At 47.8% G+C, this 17,775-nt stretch carries 14 protein-coding genes and 1 riboswitch; of the genes, 13 read left to right on the top strand and 1 reads right to left on the bottom strand.

Annotated features, from left to right (window positions below; genetic code table 11):
* Positions 1 to 256: 256 nt before the first annotated feature.
* The 5 genes from AC6ESP_RS11005 to thiE all read left to right on the top strand — a co-directional run bounded on the left by AC6ESP_RS11005 (position 257) and on the right by thiE (position 6,092).
* Positions 257 to 2,815, top strand: a complete 2,559-nt coding sequence (locus tag AC6ESP_RS11005; protein ID WP_497096771.1) for a winged helix-turn-helix domain-containing protein — start codon at positions 257 to 259, stop codon at positions 2,813 to 2,815.
* A gap of 211 nt (positions 2,816 to 3,026) precedes the next feature.
* The gene (locus tag AC6ESP_RS11000; protein WP_497096770.1) at positions 3,027 to 3,455 is read left to right on the top strand and encodes a hypothetical protein; all 429 of its coding nucleotides are present in this window, start codon (positions 3,027 to 3,029) and stop codon (positions 3,453 to 3,455) included.
* A gap of 237 nt (positions 3,456 to 3,692) precedes the next feature.
* Positions 3,693 to 3,791: riboswitch (TPP riboswitch) on the top strand.
* A 90-nt stretch (positions 3,792 to 3,881) separates the two neighbouring features.
* A complete protein-coding gene (thiM, locus tag AC6ESP_RS10995) occupies positions 3,882 to 4,646 on the top strand; it encodes a hydroxyethylthiazole kinase (RefSeq protein ID WP_497096769.1) in 765 nt (254 codons plus the stop codon).
* Positions 4,643 to 5,473: a bifunctional hydroxymethylpyrimidine kinase/phosphomethylpyrimidine kinase gene (gene thiD / locus AC6ESP_RS10990; protein WP_497096768.1), complete on the top strand. Its 831-nt coding sequence runs from the start codon at positions 4,643 to 4,645 to the stop codon at positions 5,471 to 5,473. Before thiM ends, thiD begins: the two co-directional genes overlap by 4 nt.
* The gene (gene thiE, locus AC6ESP_RS10985) at positions 5,463 to 6,092 is read left to right on the top strand and encodes a thiamine phosphate synthase (protein WP_497096767.1); all 630 of its coding nucleotides are present in this window, start codon (positions 5,463 to 5,465) and stop codon (positions 6,090 to 6,092) included. The genes thiD and thiE overlap by 11 nt, the downstream gene beginning before the upstream one ends.
* A 4-nt stretch (positions 6,093 to 6,096) precedes the next feature.
* Here thiE and AC6ESP_RS10980 read toward each other — a convergent pair whose 3' ends face one another.
* Positions 6,097 to 7,287: a hypothetical protein gene (locus AC6ESP_RS10980; protein ID WP_497096766.1), complete on the bottom strand. Its 1,191-nt coding sequence runs from the start codon at positions 7,285 to 7,287 to the stop codon at positions 6,097 to 6,099.
* A 141-nt stretch (positions 7,288 to 7,428) separates the two neighbouring features.
* Between AC6ESP_RS10980 and AC6ESP_RS10975 the strand changes: the two genes are divergently transcribed.
* The 8 genes from AC6ESP_RS10975 (at position 7,429) to AC6ESP_RS10940 (ending at position 17,710) form a co-directional block, all read left to right on the top strand.
* Positions 7,429 to 8,373 carry a VanW family protein gene (locus AC6ESP_RS10975; RefSeq protein ID WP_497096765.1) on the top strand — a complete coding sequence of 315 codons (945 nt, stop codon included), beginning with the start codon at positions 7,429 to 7,431 and terminating at the stop codon, positions 8,371 to 8,373.
* 215 nt (positions 8,374 to 8,588) lie between these two features.
* A complete protein-coding gene (locus AC6ESP_RS10970) occupies positions 8,589 to 9,458 on the top strand; it encodes a sugar phosphate isomerase/epimerase family protein (RefSeq protein ID WP_497096764.1) in 870 nt (289 codons plus the stop codon).
* A gap of 22 nt (positions 9,459 to 9,480) precedes the next feature.
* The gene (locus tag AC6ESP_RS10965; protein WP_497096763.1) at positions 9,481 to 10,581 is read left to right on the top strand and encodes a Gfo/Idh/MocA family protein; all 1,101 of its coding nucleotides are present in this window, start codon (positions 9,481 to 9,483) and stop codon (positions 10,579 to 10,581) included.
* A gap of 149 nt (positions 10,582 to 10,730) precedes the next feature.
* On the top strand, positions 10,731 to 12,467 hold the full coding sequence (locus AC6ESP_RS10960; protein WP_497096762.1) for a sensor histidine kinase: 1,737 nt from the start codon (positions 10,731 to 10,733) through the stop codon (positions 12,465 to 12,467).
* 7 nt (positions 12,468 to 12,474) lie between these two features.
* Positions 12,475 to 14,052 (top strand): response regulator transcription factor, encoded by a 1,578-nt coding sequence (locus AC6ESP_RS10955; RefSeq protein ID WP_497096761.1) that lies wholly within the window; start codon positions 12,475 to 12,477, stop codon positions 14,050 to 14,052.
* A 257-nt stretch (positions 14,053 to 14,309) separates the two neighbouring features.
* The gene (locus tag AC6ESP_RS10950) at positions 14,310 to 15,215 is read left to right on the top strand and encodes an ABC transporter permease (RefSeq protein ID WP_497096903.1); all 906 of its coding nucleotides are present in this window, start codon (positions 14,310 to 14,312) and stop codon (positions 15,213 to 15,215) included.
* A gap of 14 nt (positions 15,216 to 15,229) precedes the next feature.
* Positions 15,230 to 16,120, top strand: a complete 891-nt coding sequence (locus AC6ESP_RS10945; protein ID WP_497096902.1) for a carbohydrate ABC transporter permease — start codon at positions 15,230 to 15,232, stop codon at positions 16,118 to 16,120.
* A gap of 66 nt (positions 16,121 to 16,186) precedes the next feature.
* Positions 16,187 to 17,710: an ABC transporter substrate-binding protein gene (locus tag AC6ESP_RS10940; protein ID WP_497096760.1), complete on the top strand. Its 1,524-nt coding sequence runs from the start codon at positions 16,187 to 16,189 to the stop codon at positions 17,708 to 17,710.
* Positions 17,711 to 17,775: the final 65 nt, after the last annotated feature.

Here is a 17,775-nt window from a genome sequence, read left to right as displayed (position 1 = left end):
CTGCCTCTCTTATTGTTCATTCGAGCCCCCTATAAACGAGCTTCCATAGGTTACTATGGTCTATTCTGATATACTAGTGTGAGATATGAACCTCGTAGAATCTCCATCACCCCAAGCCCCAACATTAATCAATCGTATCGTCCACCTAGTTCTTCCTTGCTGCGTAAGTCGCAGGGTATCTCAGACAGGCATTCGACTATCATTCCCATATTCCTAGAATCACATCGATATCGATATAGATATGGAGGACAACTCATTGCTAGTAAGTACCAAACTTCATATCCCTCATACACGCAGCAGTCTGGTATCCAGGCCGCGGCTGATGCACAAGCTTAATGAAGGTATGGCTGTTAAGCTGACGATTGTGTCGGCTCAGGCTGGATACGGCAAGACTACGGCTTTAAGTGAATGGGTGAAGCAGAAGAGCAGCAACAGCCTGGTTGCATGGTTGTCACTTGATAAGCAGGACAATGATTGGATTCAATTCTGGCAATACGTCATAGCTTCCATACAGGAGAGAGAGCCTGACTTCGGCTTAACAGTCGGACCACTGCTTACAAGCGGACCCTTGACGAGCTTGGAGCCTGCCATCGCAGCGCTGTTGAATGAGCTGAATCTATTAACCGACGAGCTGGTCATCATTCTAGATGATTATCATGTCATTGAGCTCCCTTCTATTAATCAGTCGATGGCTTATCTGCTCGAGCATTTGCCTCCTCATATCCATCTCTATATTGTCAGCCGCAGTGAGCTAGCCATACCGACCGCAAGGCTTCTAGCCAAAGGTGAATTACACCGGATCAACATGCGGGATTTGCGATTTCAAATGGATGAAGGGCTCGTGTTTTTTCGGGATCTGGCGAAGCTGACGCTCACACTAGAGCAAGTGTCGAAGCTGTTCGATCAGACAGAGGGCTGGATTAGCGGCTTGCAGCTGGCGGCGATCTCGCTGAAGACGAGTGAGGATATTGCTCAGACTATTCAACAATTCAGCGGTCATCAGCATCACATATCTGATTATTTGCTGGAGGAAGTGTATCAGCATCAATCGGAGCAGCTGCGAGCTTTTTTGCTAGCCACTTCTATTCTGAGCCGAATGAACGAATCCTTATGTCAAGCTGTCACTGGACAAACGGACTGCCAAGACCAGCTGGAAAGACTGGAGCAGCTGAACTTATTTATTATTCCTCTTGATGATCATAGGCATTGGTATCGCTATCATCATTTGCTGGCGGATTTTCTGGAGCGGCAATTGTATCGGACAGAGCCAGACAAGTGGGTACACGTACATGTTGCTGCGGCGAATTGGCTGGAGAGACATGGTTACGATGAAGAGGCGGTAGAGCATTATTTGGAAGGGCAGCAGACCGTGGATGCCGTTCGCTTAATTGAGAAAAACCTACATACGCTGGTGCAATCGAAGAGTACGGTGTTGATCAGATGGGTAACGAGACTGCCAGAGGATTCATTGGCAGACAAGCCTATGCTCGAATTATTCTATATATCGGTGCTGCTGGGAGTTGGTGAATGGGATGCGGCTTTCGTGAGAGTGAAGCAGGCGGAGCTGCGCTTCCAAGAGATGCAGGGCAAGTGGAATGATGCACAGTGGGAGCAGGCCATGGGCAATATTTATTTCTTCTGTTCGGTCATCGCTTATCTGCACAAGGACTTGGAGAGTACGGCTGCCTACTTTGAGCTGGTCGAACGTTATGTGCCGGAAGGAAGCTTCTTCCAGACAATGGGGCGCAACCGATATCAGGGATATGAATCATTCGACGATCATCTATCGCTTATTAACGATCTGCATGCTGCTGAAGCCTTTTTACAGAGATGGACAACCGTCTGGGGTCAGAAGAAGGACTATCCTTTTATAGGCTGCTTGTATGCCTCATATAGTAAGCTGCTGTACGAGTGGAATCGACTCGATGAGGCAGAGCGGATCATTAATCAAGCTCTTGGACGTGCGGACATGCAGCCGTTCGCAAGGATCATGATACAGATTGCGATCAGCGCTTCACGAATTGGGCAAGCCCAAGGGAATCCAAGGCGAGCATCAGAGCTGCTCACTCAATTGAAGCTGCAGATTAACTCCCCCGATTATGAATGGTTCATGTTGAAGATCGAAGCTGAACAAGCTTGCTTATCCATACGGCAAGGCTCGCTCAAGGATGCTCTTGCTTGGTTGGATAAATGCGGGCTCAAGCATACGGATGAGCTTTCGCTGAATCGTATGGCAGAGTATCTGTGTCTGGCAAGAGTGCTTGCAGCATGTGAGAGAGAGGAAGAAGCACTGCACTTTCTGGGGCGATTACTGGAATTGCTTGAGAGGGAAGATCGTCTTCGCGACCGTATTAAAGTGTTAATTATGCAAAGTGTGACGCATCAGCAGGTGGGACAGACGGAGGCTGCTCAGCTTCAGTTGGAAACTGCCTTACAGCTGGCAGAGCCAGAGGGATATATCCGCAGCTTTATTGATGAAGGAGCAATTATGGCGGAGCTGCTAGCAGCTTATATGAAAGTGCAACTAGGCAGTCTTATAGGGGATAACTCGCGTGTGACTCTAGCCTATGTGAAGCAATTGCTGTTAGCTTGTGATCCTACGTCCGAAGAGAAGTCGAAAGAACTGCTAACCGAGCAAGAAACGAAAGTGTTATGGCTGCTTGCGGATGGACTATCGAATAAGGAAGTAGCTAAGCAATTGAATGTTACAGGTGAAACGGTGAAGTTTCATATCAAGAATATATACAGAAAGCTTGGAGTCGGCAATCGCATTCAAGCTCTGCAGCGAGCCAAGCAGTTAATGATAATAAATTAGAAGATTTTTAGAAATGTTAATTAATTATACAAAAGGGTACTTAAGACCCTTGTATTCCGAAATACTCCCCGAATGGGGAGTATTTTTTTGTGGGAGATAGATTTATAGTTAAATAGATAAGCTCGGTCGGAGCAGCTATACCAAGTTTTTCGACCATAGCTGCACTAATGGCACGACAACACTTCCAGTGGATAAAAAGGGAGAGGTTAGCTTGGAAGATGCGATAACAGTCATTGTTCCGTCAGGCGCTGCTCACAAAGAACTGATATTAACGATAAAGAAAGTGCCAGATCCCGAGCAGCTTCTAACGAATCAAGAGGTTCTAGCGAGTCCCGTATTTGAGATCCTGAAAAACTTCCCTGAGAACTTCAGCAAACCAGTCACGATCATTTTGGAGTTTGATTCGAAGAGCTTGAAGAGCCATCAGAAGGTATCTGTCTTTTATTATGATGAAGTGATGAGGGTATGGGTAGAGGTAGCAGGAGCCACAACATACAAGAATCACATTTCAGTTGAGGTCGTTCATACAACGAAGTTCGCAGTCTTCGTTGTAGATGAAGCAACCTCAAGTGATATCGCCGGGTATTGGTCGGAAGCCGGAGCGTTAATCATCTATGAGCAGCAACTTGGGAATTTATAATAAAGGAAAGATGAGATATGCCTCGTTACTATTATAGTGAGATTTGGACACCTCTTAGCATCATGGGAATTCGATTTCTTCGGGATGATGAGAAGGGTATCTGGATCAAGGTTTGGAATACCAAAAGGCGCCGTATACGAAAATGATAGATAGAATACTAATTGACCATGCACACACATACTGCTATTCTTACATAGAAACTTCTAGATCAGCCTATTCTATAATTAATTAAATATGTAATGTTTGCGGGGGGATTCTTCGGAATTGAGAAGGTTAAAACCTGACCCTTTGAACCTGTTAGTTCATACTAGCGTAGGGAGTAAACGAAATTGTGTCCAAACCGGGCGCTGGTTCTATACCTCTTCTCTATGAAGGGGTATTTTTATTTTCACCACACATCAGCACGCTATTAGGAGGAATCTACCCATGACTGCTATTCATCATATACGAGAAAATAATCCGCTTATCCACTGTGTAACGAACTATGTCACGGCTAATTTTGTAGCCAATGGTCTGCTGGCTGTCGGAGCATCACCGGTTATGGCGGATGCAATCGAGGAGATCAAGGAAATGACGGGCATTGCATCAGGGCTGCTGCTCAATATTGGCACTTTGAATAGCCGTACGGTACAGTCGATGCTTGTGGCCGGCAAATGCGCGAACGAGAAGGGGATTCCGGTTGTACTGGATCCGGTCGGTGCAGGAGCAACCACCTATCGCAAAGAAACGATACGCATCTTGCTGGACAACGTTAAGGTGGCTGTGATCCGCTGTAATGCGGGAGAGCTGGCTGCTATCGCAGAGGTACCCTGGGAGGCCAAAGGAGTCGACAGCGGAACAGGGAACGCCGACATGGTTAGTCTAGCTAAGAGCGTAGCTGCTAGATATGAATGTGTCGTTGCTGTTACAGGAGCGATAGATGTAGTAACGGATGGTATTCAGCATATTGAGATTCATGGCGGAGATGCACGTATGCCTAACATTACAGGCTCGGGCTGTCTGTTAAGTGCCATATGCTGTGCTGGAGCTGCGGTGTCTGGGGGAGACTACTATACAGCCGTATCCGAAGTGATGGCTTTCTATAAGCGTGTGGGTGAATATGCAGGTGAGCGAAGTAGGGCTATCGGCGAATTTGGTGTACAGGTGCTGAATGGCATCTCGCAATTAAGCGAAGGAGCAATCGAATCATGATTAGAGTAGCGATGACAATTGCGGGCTCAGATAGTGGCGGAGGAGCGGGCATACAGGCGGATCTGAAGACATTTCAAGAGCTAGGGGTGTTCGGAACCTCCGCAATAACGGCGATAACGGCACAGAATACGTTAGGCGTTCATGGTGTATATCCGATTGATGCCCATGGTGTTGCAAGCCAGATGGAAGCGGTGCTGTCTGATTTCCAAGTTGCTTGTGTGAAAACAGGCATGCTGTTCTCGGCAGACATTATTGCTGAAGTAGCGAGAGTACTGCGCCAATATGGTACACCTATGCTCATTATCGATCCGGTGATGATAGCCAAAGGCGGAGCATCCTTGCTGCTGCAAGAGGCGATTGCGGCATTGAAGGAGCATCTGATCCCCCTCGCAGCCGTTATTACGCCTAATATTCCCGAGGCAGAAGTGCTAGCTGGCATGTCGATTCATACCGATGCAGATGTGGAGCTTGCAGCTAGCCGAATCTTGCAACTTGGAGCGAAGGCTGTCGTGATGAAAGGTGGACATCGCAGCGACGATGAGTATGCGAAGGATGTTGTTTTTGTGCAAAATGGTTCATCCTTTGCTGTGCAATCCCACAGAGTGCAGACGAAGGATACGCATGGCACGGGATGTACCTTCTCTGCTGCGATTACGGCACATTTGGCACTCGGCAAATCGCTGGAGGATGCTATCGTTGATGCCAAGCGATTCATTCAAGCTGCAATTGCCAATGGATTAGAGCTGGGTCAGGGGCATGGTCCTACGAATCATTTTGCCTACAAGCAAGGCGGAATGGAGCAGGAGGTTCAGATCATTGAATCGTGAGCAGCTCAAGCTTTATTTCATAATGGGAAGCAATAATACAGGGAGCGCAGCTCCGCTATTGGTTATGGAAGAGGCGCTGCGAGGCGGAGTTACCTGCTTCCAGCTGCGTGAGAAGGGGGCCGATGCGCTTAGAGAACAGGCCTATGTGGATTTCGCCCTAGCTTGCCAACTGCTGTGTAAGCAATATGAGGTTCCCTTCATCGTGAATGATGATATCGAGCTGGCTCTTTCTATTGATGCAGATGGTGTTCATATTGGCCAAGAGGATGAGGATGCCCAGCTAGTTAGAGACCGAATTGGTCATCGAATACTAGGAGTATCCGCGCACACGGCAGAAGAGGTAGAGAAGGCTATTCATGCTGGAGCTGATTATATCGGCATTGGTCCGATCTATTCCACGAGCACGAAGCTGGATGCCAAGCCTGCCGCGGGTACGGGCTTCTTGCAAGCTATGTCTAGGAAGTATCCGGACCTGCCGATTGTCGCTATTGGCGGCATCGAGCATTCTAATGCCAAGAAGGTCATGGAAGCAGGCTCGGACGGAATCGCAGTCATATCAGCGATATCGCTATCGGATGATCCACGAGCAATGGCGGAGCAATTGTTAGGTGTGAACTAACGGTTCACCTTACAACACCAGCAGCGTCCACCATTCTCCATGGAGACTGCTTCGTTGCGCGGCGGAATTCGAATTGGTAAGCCAGGCTCTTCTCTGAATGATTCTTAATCAAGACGGTGACGGGAATCGTGATTGCAGCCGAAAGGCTCTCATCAGCCTCTGCATCTAAACGTCCAGAGCCGTCCGCCTTCTTCTGCTCTTTCTCCTTGATCGACGTCATCGTCAGCATCACTTGAACGATATCATTCACCTTCGTCTCCGGCATGTCTTGGGCAAGCCTCCTCAGCGTGCTCTCGTCCTGATGCTTCAAGAGAACAACGAACATTCTAGCTAGCGCATGAGGCGAAGCGGAATCGAACCATGCTCGCAATTCTCCTCCTGCCTTATGCACCATAAGCTGATGAGCCAAGTCCGGATCCTCCGATTTGTGCGTGCTGCTGCCCAGAAAATGAATGCAGAAATGCCCCGAGAAGCCATTCTCCGGAATCCCGTCACCGCCATGAGGCATGCCGTTCATGGAAGCAGCGATCCATTGTCCGTCTGCATGGACAAGCACAGCCTTCCTATTCCAGCTCCAATGATCATTGTAGATTTGTTTCATGATCCTCGTGTCTGCTCGGGTTAACGGCTGGACATCTGCATGATCACTGCCGGCACGGCGCTGTACGCGGAAGGTAAGTCCTGATTCCAGCTCGGTTACGTCAAATATACTCTTCCTCGGGAACGCTTGAGTGACGGATTCCCAAGGCTTCATCTCACCATAATGCTGCTTGCGCAGCACTTCAGCAAGCCGCAGAAGTCTGCCCGCTGCCTTGTCTGGCAGTAAGTATCTCTTCTGTGAAGCCTCGCTCCACAGATTGCCCTTCTCCTCTAGTCGATAATGGACGTTTCTCCCATTCTGCAGCAGCTCAATCCACACATCGGGAATCATATCGGAGGCCTTGTCCGCATGCTCCTCCTTCGCTTGCTTGAGAGCCTTGGCGAATTCGCTGCTGTTCATGTCGAGCCTTGTCTCAAGCTCGGCATTCTCGTTGGCACGGACTGTTATCGAGATAACGGCCTTGGCCTTACGCTCCGCTCCTCCGCGCGAACCCTTCGCTTGTACATGAAGGTTAGTCGTAAGAGACAGCATAATGGCAAGCGTCATTGTTGCTGCGATCACCGTAACAAGGCTTGATCTAATTCTTGGCTTCATCGGGAACCTCCGCTTAATGAATAATGCTCGTTATAGATTAAGCTAAGTGCCACCTATTTATGTGACAAAGGGGCGATGGAATGGAATTGTTGAATTTGAATCATACTAGGTCGGTTAAATGATTAGGGAAGGATGACTTCTGTGCTGCCCACATTCGTATTGGCTCTTTTACTTCTTATTCAACCGCCCCCTGCAGACGGGAGCAATAACACAATCAACCAGTCTCTGACTATTGAACATCGAGGTCAAGCGATCATGGAGGTGCAGGGCCGTGAGTATACCTATCCATTGCCAGGTGTGCCTGTTATTAATGAGCTTAAGCTCAATCAGCTCATAGCTGAGGTGGAGAAACGCGTCTATATACCGCCTATAGATGCTGCATTAAGCGGATCGGGAGGCATTATTCCTGAACAGTCTGGCTATAAGCTTGACCGAAGCTTATTCGAGGAGCAATTCTACAGCTACATATTCGAGGGCAATGCCAGCATGCAGGCGCCGCTCCTCCCGGTATACCCAAGAGTCGATAGCGAGCTGATGTCAACCATCATAGCGAAGAGAATCGGAGGGTATACGACGTATTACAACAGCCGCAATAAGAATCGTTCCCATAACATTCATCTAGCCGCTCAGGCGATTAACAATCGCGTCGTATTCCCGGGGGAGAATTTCTCGTTCAACGAGACCGTCGGCAAACGTACGGAGGAGAAAGGCTATAAGCGAGCGGGCATAATCGTGCGAGGAGAAGTATCGGAAGGAATTGGCGGAGGCATCTGTCAGATCTCTTCTACCTTGTTCAATGCAGTGGATCGGGCGGGGCTGTTAATCGTCAATCGTTATTCCCATAGCCGCAATGTGCCGTATGTGCCGCCAGGCCGCGATGCGACTGTGAGCTGGTATGGACCGGATTTTGTATTCCAGAACAAATATGATCAGCCCGTCCTGATTCGTGCTTATGCACAGAACGGTACGGCAAGCATTATGATCTACTCTGCGGAAACCGTCGACCATAGTCCGCGCGAGGTGCCGAGTGCCTCGAAGAAGCTGCCGCAAGAGATTAGAATGGAAATGGGTGCAAGTGGGCGGTGACAATGGAGCTAGGTATTCATAGATTGTTCAAACCCTATAGTCGGATCAGCGGTTGGTACACCGTTGCTCCGACTTTTTTTATCGTTCTAGTGCGGAAATTCAATAGTGGGAGGACGGATTCATGAAAGATAAGAGAGCGGAAGTATTTTATGATTAGAGTCAAATACAGCTTCAAGATATCATAATCATTCACACGAGATGGGGGTATGAAGTCAATGGCGATTGCTGCAGGTATTAATATTTTTTCGGTCTATAGGGAGCTTGGCGAGGATTACTTCGGAACCTTGGAGAAGGTGGCTGCCGCAGGATATGTGAATATTGAGCTTGTTGGATTTAATATGAAGACGTTCACTCGCTACATCGATGAGATTCCTATGGAAGCGGTAAGGGATAAGTTCCGGGAGCTTGGCCTTAAGGCTGTAGCGGTCCACGAAGGAACGAATCCAGGTCAAGAGCTGGCTTCTCATGATTGGGACAATGTGATGCGCTATTATGCTGGGCTTGAATGTGAAGGTATTGTGCTCCCATCCGTGTGGATTAAAGACCGTGAAGATACATTGAAGGCCGCTGAGCAAATGAATAGCATCGGCAGAACAATGAAAGAGAACGGGTTCAAGTTCTATCTGCATAATCATGCACATGAGTTCAAGTCGATTGGCGATGAAACGTTGTTCGACATTCTATTGGCTAATACGGATCCGTCTTATGTGAAATTTGAAGTTGATCTAGCATGGGTTATACGCGCAGGGGTTGATCCGATCGCTGTCCTCCAGAAGCTTGGCGACCGCTGCGATATGATCCATCAGAAGGATATTGGTAAGAACCTCACTAGTCAGCTTAACATCATGGAGGCTATGCGATTAGGCGGTGACGAGGATCTTCCGATGTTCGAGGCTTATCAGAAGTATATCGGGCCTGGAGATTTCGTAGATCTTGGTACGGGAATGTTCGATTTCAGCACGATGTATGAGCAAATCCGCTCACTAGGCAATATCCGTTACGCGCTCGTCGAGAACGAAGGCGAGTCGGCTGACAAGCTCGGCAGTATTCGCAATGATCTAGCTCTGCTGCAACAATACTTGTAGATAATAGGGAGGAACATAGAATATGGCTAACGGAAAACTAAAGATTGGTATTATCGGATGCGGCGGCATCGCGAATCAGAAGCATATGCCTTCACTGGCTAAGCTTGCTCATCTTGGTGAAATGGTTGCCTTCTGCGATGTTGTTGAACAGAATGCGGTGAAAGCGGCCAAAGACTTCGGAAGCGAAGACGCGAAAGTGTACTTCGATTACAAAGAACTGCTGAAGGATGAGAGCATCGATGTTGTCCATGTTCTGACGCCCAACCTGCAGCATTCCTACATTACTGTTGATGCGCTGGAGGCGGGCAAGCATGTCATGTGCGAGAAGCCAATGGCAATCAATTCGGCAGAGGCGAAGAAAATGGTGGATGCAGCCAAGCGGACTGGCAAGAAGCTGACGATTGGTTACCAGAACAGGTTCAGGAACGATTCGCAGATTCTGTATCAAGCATGCCGCCAAGGCGAATTAGGAGATATCTATTTCACTAAAGCTCATGCTGTCCGTAGACGGGGCGTTCCTACATGGGGCGTATTTCTGGACAAGGAGCAGCAGGGTGGAGGTCCGTTAATCGATCTGGGTACTCATGCGCTTGATCTAGCGTTGTGGTTCATGGACAATTATAAGCCGGTATCGGTGTCGGGCTCTGTGTTCCATAAGATGGCTGATAAGGTTGAAGGCAATATGATGGGGTCATGGGACCCGCAAAAATATGATGTGGAGGATTCTGCGTTCGGTTTTATCAAGATGGAGAATGGTGCCACGATTTATCTAGAAGCGGCATGGGCGCTCAATACCATCGATGCAAGAGAAGCGATGACTACTCTATGCGGTACCGAGGGCGGTGCAGAAATGAAAGGAAGCTCGGTACTAGGCAAAAGCGATGTTATATTCAATCATGCGAAGCATGGCCAGCTCGTACAGACACAGCCATCGTTCAGTGGAGGCATTGCCTACTTCGGGCCTAATGCGGAGGAAGATGGTGTGAAGGAAGCGAGACAATGGCTGGAGAGCATTATTAATGATACAGAGCCTCTCGTTAAGCCGGAGCAAGCTTATGTCGTTACTCAAATTCTAGAGGCAATCTATAAGTCTGCCGAAACAGGCAAAGTAGTCGAATTGTAAGGGTATCCTAACATAGAATTGGCAGGCCTTTCCATCTCTTTGGAAAGGTTTTTCTGCTACACATAGGCCTGTGCAAAGTATGATGAGTATTCGCTTTGTTCATGGTATAATGCTCATTATTTATCAGATATTAAGGGGCGTGACATAGGTTGAGACGCTGGAATCGTTCGCTCTTTAATTCACTTCGCTTCAAGCTGGTTGTGGGACTGATGCTTATTATGCTCCCAATCGTCTTCTTCCTGCTGTATAACAACTTCTATTCCATTAATGTCGTGAGGAACCAGGTCGCACAATCCAATAGCAATATGTTAAATCTATACATGGGCGTCATCGATATTACGCTGGAGGACATCGATAACTACTTGCTCAAATTTACGGCGGAAGAGTCCGGCTTAGACATCCTTGACCGTCCACAGCAGGACGATGTTGATCTATACAATCTGGAACGAATATGGCTCTTTTCCGAGCTGAGAGATAACGCCACTTACTACAAAGCGCTGGATTATTTCTTCGTCTATTCGCCTATTAACAAGGATCTATTGTTCGCGCCTAAGCTGACAGGGTCCGCCAACAGTGATAACGAATCGATCAAGAGTGCGATTACGAGTATTCTGCAAGATCAGCAGGCGATGAAGAATTATCCGTATAACGAGTGGTCGGTGCTTCATGTGGATGAGCAGGCCTTTCTCGTTCATACGATACAAGCAGGCCAGCTGTATATCGGGGCAGGCGTCAATGCGAATGAAGTCATGGGGCCGCTCGATCTTCTTGACCTTGGTACAGAAGGGAGGTCGCTGCTTGTCGATGGCAGCAACGCTCCGCTTCAAGGCGAAGCTTTTCTGCAAGACCAGCACATCAATCTAGCCTACACACCAGGAACCTATCGCTTTACAGGGATAGATAACCGCTATTTGGTCATCGGGGAGAAGTCAGCCAAGGGAGATTTCGGCTTAGTAGCCATGGTGCCTGACCAAGGGATATTGGAGAAGCTTCCTTATTTGCAGAGAATTATTCTGTTCATTGCGACAGGTACAGGACTGATTATACTCATTGTCACCTACTTCCTGCGCAGAGTCATCCTTCTGCCGATCAACCGTATTGTCGTCGCGATGCGGAAGATTAGAGAGGGGTATCTGGAAGCCCGAATTCCAGACAAGCCAACCTCGAATGAATTCGAGCTGATGAATGGGACATTTAATAGTATGGTTCGCGAAATTCAGCAATTGAAAATCGACGTGTATGAGGAGCAGCTGATCAGCCAGAAAGAGGAGCTTAAACAGCTGCAATTGCAGATTAATCCGCATTTTTTCCTGAACAGCTTGAACGTCGTCTATTACTTGGCCCAAGAGAAGAAATATGAATTGATCCAGGAGCTTAGCTTTACGCTTATCCGCTACTTCCGGTTCATGTTCCGCAGTCAGGCGGAGTATGTGCTATTGCAAGATGAGCTTAACCACACCGAGAGCTATTTGAAAATCCAGAAATTCCGTTTTCCCGACAACTTGTCTTATACGATCTCCGTTCCAGATGAGCTGCTGAGCAGCAGCGTTCCGCCTCTAATTATGCAAGGCTTCGCCGAGAATACGATTAAGCACGCCATTAGCATGGATGAGCCCATGCAGCTCACGATTACGATTAGAAAAGGTCTCTTGGAGGACAAGCTGCTTATTCAAATTCGTGATTCGGGCAAAGGGTTCACCGATGAATTGCTGCAGCAGCTTCAGCAGGAGATTAATCTGATGAACGATGAAGGCGAGCATATTGGGATTTGGAATGTGAGGCGCAGGCTTCGCTTGCTGTATGGGGGCCGAGCGAGCATCGCTTTTTCGAACGATAGCGGTGCCGTTGTCGATATGATCATACCTTTATCGAAGGAAATGGGGTAGAGCAGATATGTATCGATTGCTAATCGTTGACGATGAAGTCATCATTGCAAGCGGGATCAAATCGAGTGTCGAATGGCAGAAGCTGGGCATCGTGAATGTATCTATAGCGAATAATCTGAGGCAAGCGAAGGAGGAGTTCACGAAGCAGCCTTTTGATATGATGATCTGCGATATTGAGATGCCCGAGGGCAATGGACTGGAGCTATATGAATGGGTACGGGAGCAGTATCCTCATACCGGCTGTATCTTCTTAACCTGCCATGCCGACTTTCAATATGCGAAGAAAGCTCTCCAGTTAGGAAGCTTCGAATATTTGTTAAAGCCGGTTCCGCATGAGGAATTGAAGCTAGTCGTGACGAAGCTGATTGAGAAAATCAGAAATGAACGGGAATCTACGACGATGGCGGCCGAGCGGTTCTGGCAGGATGTGCTGCATCAAGCGATTCCATCGAATAAGGAAAAAATGCTGGAGGTCATCGACAAGCGCAGGCTCCCGTATGTGAGATCGATGGATTTCCTTCCTGTTGTCGTTAGCGTTCAGCAATGGGATAAATCCTTAACGCCGCGGGACGCGCAAATTATGGAGTACGCTCTGCGCAATGCATTGGAAGAGATCGTTATTGAGCGTTCAACAAGCGCCCAAATCGTGCGGATTAATCCGGATTATATCCTCGTTGTTTTCGCGCAGGACTTCCTGCATGTAGAGGATGGTCTAGTACTTGATTACAAGGAGATTAAGCGCCGCTGCCATGCCTTTATTGACGTATGCAACCAATATTTGTACTGTCATTTGTCCTGCTACATCGGCAAATCGGTACAACTGCATGAATTGCGGGATATGGTGGAGACACTGCAGTCCTTCAAGAAGAATCAGGTCAATCTTATTGATTGCGTCATCTTCATCGATGACAAGCTCAAGACGGAATCGCAGCTCCCGCAGCCTCCTGTGCATATATGGTCAGAGCTTATTAAGCAAGGGGAGACGAAGAGGCTGATAGAAGAGACACAGCAGTTTCTGGAGTCATGGAAGCAGCTCACGCATTTGGACGCCAAAGCGCTGCGGCAATTCTATCAAATCTTCCTCCAGATGATTCTTCATTCGCTGCAGCAGCATGGTTTAAGAGCCTATGAGATTTGCTCGGATCATCTGTCACCAGAGCGTATTCTATCCGCATCACAGAGCGTTAAGGAGCTGCAGGCTTGGGTGAGGGATGTGCTGGAGAATGCGCTTGGGCATATTCAGGGACAGGGCTCCACCGAGACGGTCGTGGAGCGAATTAAGCGTTATATCGCGCTTCATATCGATGAGGAGCTGTCCAGGCAGTACATTGCTGATTATATCGGATTAAGTCCGGATTACATCGTGAAATTGTTCAAGAAAGAAACGGGCTTATCGATATCCGACTACATTTTAAGGGAACGAATCTATCTAGCTAAGGAGTTGCTTGGTAAGACGGATACGACGATCAGTAATGTTGCGCTCGCAGTCGGCTTCTCGAACTTTTCCTATTTCTCAACATTGTTCAAGAAGGAAGTCGCGATGACCCCTCAGGATTATCGTAAGTGCTGCTGTTCCTATCGTTGAATAAGTGCCGCCAGAACGTGCGAAATGCCGCCTCTGGCGGCATTTTTCATTGGAGCTCTAGCATGTCGGAAACTCAAAAGCGGGAGGACGGATTCTTAGTAGTTGATCAATTGGCAATGCGATAGTATAAGACCAAGCAAAGCCAATACACAAACCGAAGGTGGTCGAGACCCGTGCAAGCAAATGCCAAGACGTCCTCCCCGAATATGGAGAAGGTCTCATCGAAGGTGAAGAGGAAATCGACATTCGCAACTGAGATGAGGAAGGTGAAAAAATACCGCGCACTCGTGCTGATGGCGCTCCCTGGACTGCTGTACCTGCTGATCAACAACTATTTGCCGATGTTCGGCATCGTCATTGCGTTCAAAGATATTAACTTTGCCAAAGGCATAATGGGCAGTGACTGGGTCGGCTTGAAAAATTTCGAGTATTTGTTCAAGACGACAGATGCCTACATCATTACAAGAAATACGCTGCTGTATAATATCGCATTTATTGTGCTTAATACCGGCATTGCGCTGGCGCTCGCGATTATGCTCAATGAGATTCGCAAACGTTACTTATCCCGCATTTATCAGACGCTCATTCTGCTCCCATTCTTAATCTCAATGGTTATCGTAGGCTATCTGGTCCTTGGCTTCCTTGATGTTGAGAACGGTTTCATGAATAAGTCGCTGCTGCCAATGCTCGGGCTGGAGCCAATCTCTTGGTACAGCGAGACGAAATACTGGCCATGGATCTTAACGATCGTAAGCGTCTGGAAAGGAGTAGGGAACCTGTGCATCATCTACTTGGCAGCGATTCTCGGTATCGATAACGAGTATTATGAGGCTGCGACGATAGACGGGGCGGGTAGATGGCAGCAAATAATGAAAATCACGCTTCCGCTCGTTGCGCCTGTCATTACGATTATGACGCTGCTCGCGATTGGCCGGATATTCTACTCTGACTTCGGCTTGTTCTTCCAGGTTCCACTAAATACGGGAGCACTCATGCCAGTTACGAACACGATCGATACTTACGTGTACCGTGCTTTGATCAATCTGGGCGATATTGGAATGTCCTCAGCTGCTGGCTTATATCAAGCGCTTGTTGGCTTCATTCTTGTCATCGTATCCAATGCGGTCGTTAGAAAATACAACAAAGACAATGCGCTGTTCTAGAAAGGGGAATGACTATGCAGGGTTCAGGCAAGCTGTATCAATGGAGCATTAATATCGTTATGCTGGTGTTCACGTTCTTCTGTATCATGCCATTCTGGCTGTTATTCTCGGCCTCGTTAACCGACGATATGGAGCTTGTTCGCAGCGGGTACGCATTTTTCCCCGATAAAATAAGCTTCTCTGCTTACAGCTACTTGTGGAATAGCTCATCAGACATCATAAGGGCATATACGATTACGATCGTAACGACGGTGGCAGGTACGGCACTCGGGCTGACGCTTACAGCGATGGTCGCTTATCCCCTGTCTCGGATTGAAATGCCATTCCGTAATACCCTTGCTTTCTATGTGTTCTTCACCATGCTGTTCAACGGAGGACTCGTACCTACTTACCTGCTCTACACGAACTACTTGGATATGAAAAATACGATGCTTGCCTTAATTATTCCGGGCTTGCTGATGAACGGATTTTTTATCATTCTGATGCGCACTTTCTTCGCAACCTCTATTCCGACGGCAATCATTGAATCGGCCTATATCGACGGGGCGAAGGAATGGAAAATCTTCTATCGTATCGTATTGCCGCTGTCTACACCCGTACTTGCAACGGTAGGACTACTCTATACGATTCTATATTGGAATGATTGGTTCAACGGTTTGATCTACATTACAGATAGCGACTATTACAGCTTGCAGAATCTATTGAATCGTATTCTGCTCGACGTTCAATTCCTGCAATCCTCCACGCAAGCAGGCAGTCGAACGGCGGAGATCGCTGCGAATATTCCACTGGCCTCCATGCGTATGGCAATGGCCGCTATAGGGGTCATTCCGCTGCTGATCGCTTATCCGTTCTTCCAGAAGTATTTTGTGAAAGGACTAACGATTGGCGCGGTAAAAGGTTAACCCCACTCCTTCTCTCTAGGGCAGAAATGGTACTATAGAGACATAAACCAGCATTGAGGGAGCAGGATGAGTGTGGGAATGAAAGGATTCAAGCAGTTGACGTTCATATGCCTTACAGTATGGCTAGTGATTAGCGGCTGTTCAGACAATACCCAGCCTATTGCGAGCACTGAAGAGGGCGCAAGCACTCCTTCCGGGGGCGATTACTATGAAATTACGATGGTGTTCCCAACGAGCTCAGAGCCCAAGGATCTGCTTCTGGTACAGGATGAGATTAATAAAATAACGCAGGCGAAGATTCAAGCGACGGTAAAGCTTATCCCTATTAGCTGGGGCGCTTGGTCGCAGCAGACGATGCTGATGTTCGCAGGCAAAGAGAAGATCGACCTCATCGTCACTGGCCTTGGCAACTATAGTCAGCAAGTATCCAAAGGGCTATTGCTTGAGCTTGATGCCAACTTGGCAGAACAGGGGCAAGGAATTACGAAGGTGCTTGACGGTTTAGATCCGGCATTCCTGAATGCGACGAGAATAAATGGTCATATTTATGGCATTCCGTCTGTAAGGGACTTGGCATCGGACTATGGTATAGTGATGCGTCAAGATTTAGTAGATAAATATAACGTGGACACTTCAGCCATCCGCTCATTGGATGATCTAGACGCTGTATTCCAAGCGATCAAGGAGAATGAGCCGAATCTCATTCCTACGGTCAAATACAGAAATTCCATCATCGATATGTATTTGGGCAGCTATTTCGATATCTTGGGGGACAGTATGGGTGTACTGCCTGGTTATGACAACGATCTGTTGGTCGTGAACATGTTCGAGACGCCGGAGTATGCAGAGCTATTGAATACGGTGAGAAGATGGTATCTGGCCGGTTACGTGGCCAAGGATGCGGCGATAAGTACGGAGACGCAATATGACCTGGTGAAGGCGGGCAAAGCCTTTTCCTTCATCTCTCATATGAAGCCTGGCATAGAAAGCCAGGAATCAAGAATAACGGGGATGGAGATGGTTGCCGTACATCTGAGGCCTGCGGTTACTACGACGTATAACATCACTTCTATTATGTGGAGTATCGCCAGAACCTCGGAAAGCCCTGATAAGGCCATGCTGCTATTGAATTTACTGTACACCGATAAGGAGCTAATCAACCTATTTGATTATGGTATCGAAGGCACGCATTATTCGAAGCTGCCGGATAACACGATTGATTTTCCTGAAGGTGTGAACGCGACCAATTCAGGCTATAACATGCAATTGGGCTGGATGTTCGGCAACCAATTCCTCTCTTATATTTGGAATGGGGATGATCCGAAGCTGTGGGACAAGCTTGCGTTATTTAACAGAAATGCGCGGAAGTCCAGAGCACTTGGCTTTATATTTAACACCGAATCGGTTCGAACAGAAATCGCTGCTGTGACAAATGTGTTGGATCAATACAGAATAGCGTTAGAAACAGGTACAGTCGACCCTGAGAAGCGCTTGCCGGATTTTATTAGTGCTTTGAAAATGGCGGGGATCGACAAGATTATTGCAGAGAAACAGAAGCAGCTGGATGCTTGGGCTGCTGCGAGTAAGTAGGGGGATGATACTTGTCCAATGAATCCGCTCTAACAGCGGAAAATCAAAAAGAAGATGTCGGGAAT

The sequence above is a fragment of the Paenibacillus xinjiangensis genome (assembly GCF_059686975.1).
This window is presented reverse-complemented; position numbering and strand designations above follow the sequence as displayed.

Bases quoted from the DNA above. Each gene is read 5' to 3' on its own strand.
- AC6ESP_RS10945 (WP_497096902.1), top strand. From the start codon at position 15,230: ATGCAGGGTTCAGGCAAGCTGTATCAATGGAGCATTAATATCGTTATG.
- AC6ESP_RS10970 (WP_497096764.1), top strand. From the start codon at position 8,589: ATGGCGATTGCTGCAGGTATTAATATTTTTTCGGTCTATAGGGAGCTT.
- AC6ESP_RS10955 (WP_497096761.1), top strand. From the start codon at position 12,475: ATGTATCGATTGCTAATCGTTGACGATGAAGTCATCATTGCAAGCGGG.
- AC6ESP_RS10940 (WP_497096760.1), top strand. From the start codon at position 16,187: ATGAGTGTGGGAATGAAAGGATTCAAGCAGTTGACGTTCATATGCCTT.
- AC6ESP_RS10950 (WP_497096903.1), top strand. From the start codon at position 14,310: ATGAGGAAGGTGAAAAAATACCGCGCACTCGTGCTGATGGCGCTCCCT.
- AC6ESP_RS10980 (WP_497096766.1), bottom strand. From the start codon at position 7,287: ATGAAGCCAAGAATTAGATCAAGCCTTGTTACGGTGATCGCAGCAACA.
- thiD (WP_497096768.1), top strand. From the start codon at position 4,643: ATGATTAGAGTAGCGATGACAATTGCGGGCTCAGATAGTGGCGGAGGA.
- thiM (WP_497096769.1), top strand. From the start codon at position 3,882: ATGACTGCTATTCATCATATACGAGAAAATAATCCGCTTATCCACTGT.
- AC6ESP_RS10965 (WP_497096763.1), top strand. From the start codon at position 9,481: ATGGCTAACGGAAAACTAAAGATTGGTATTATCGGATGCGGCGGCATC.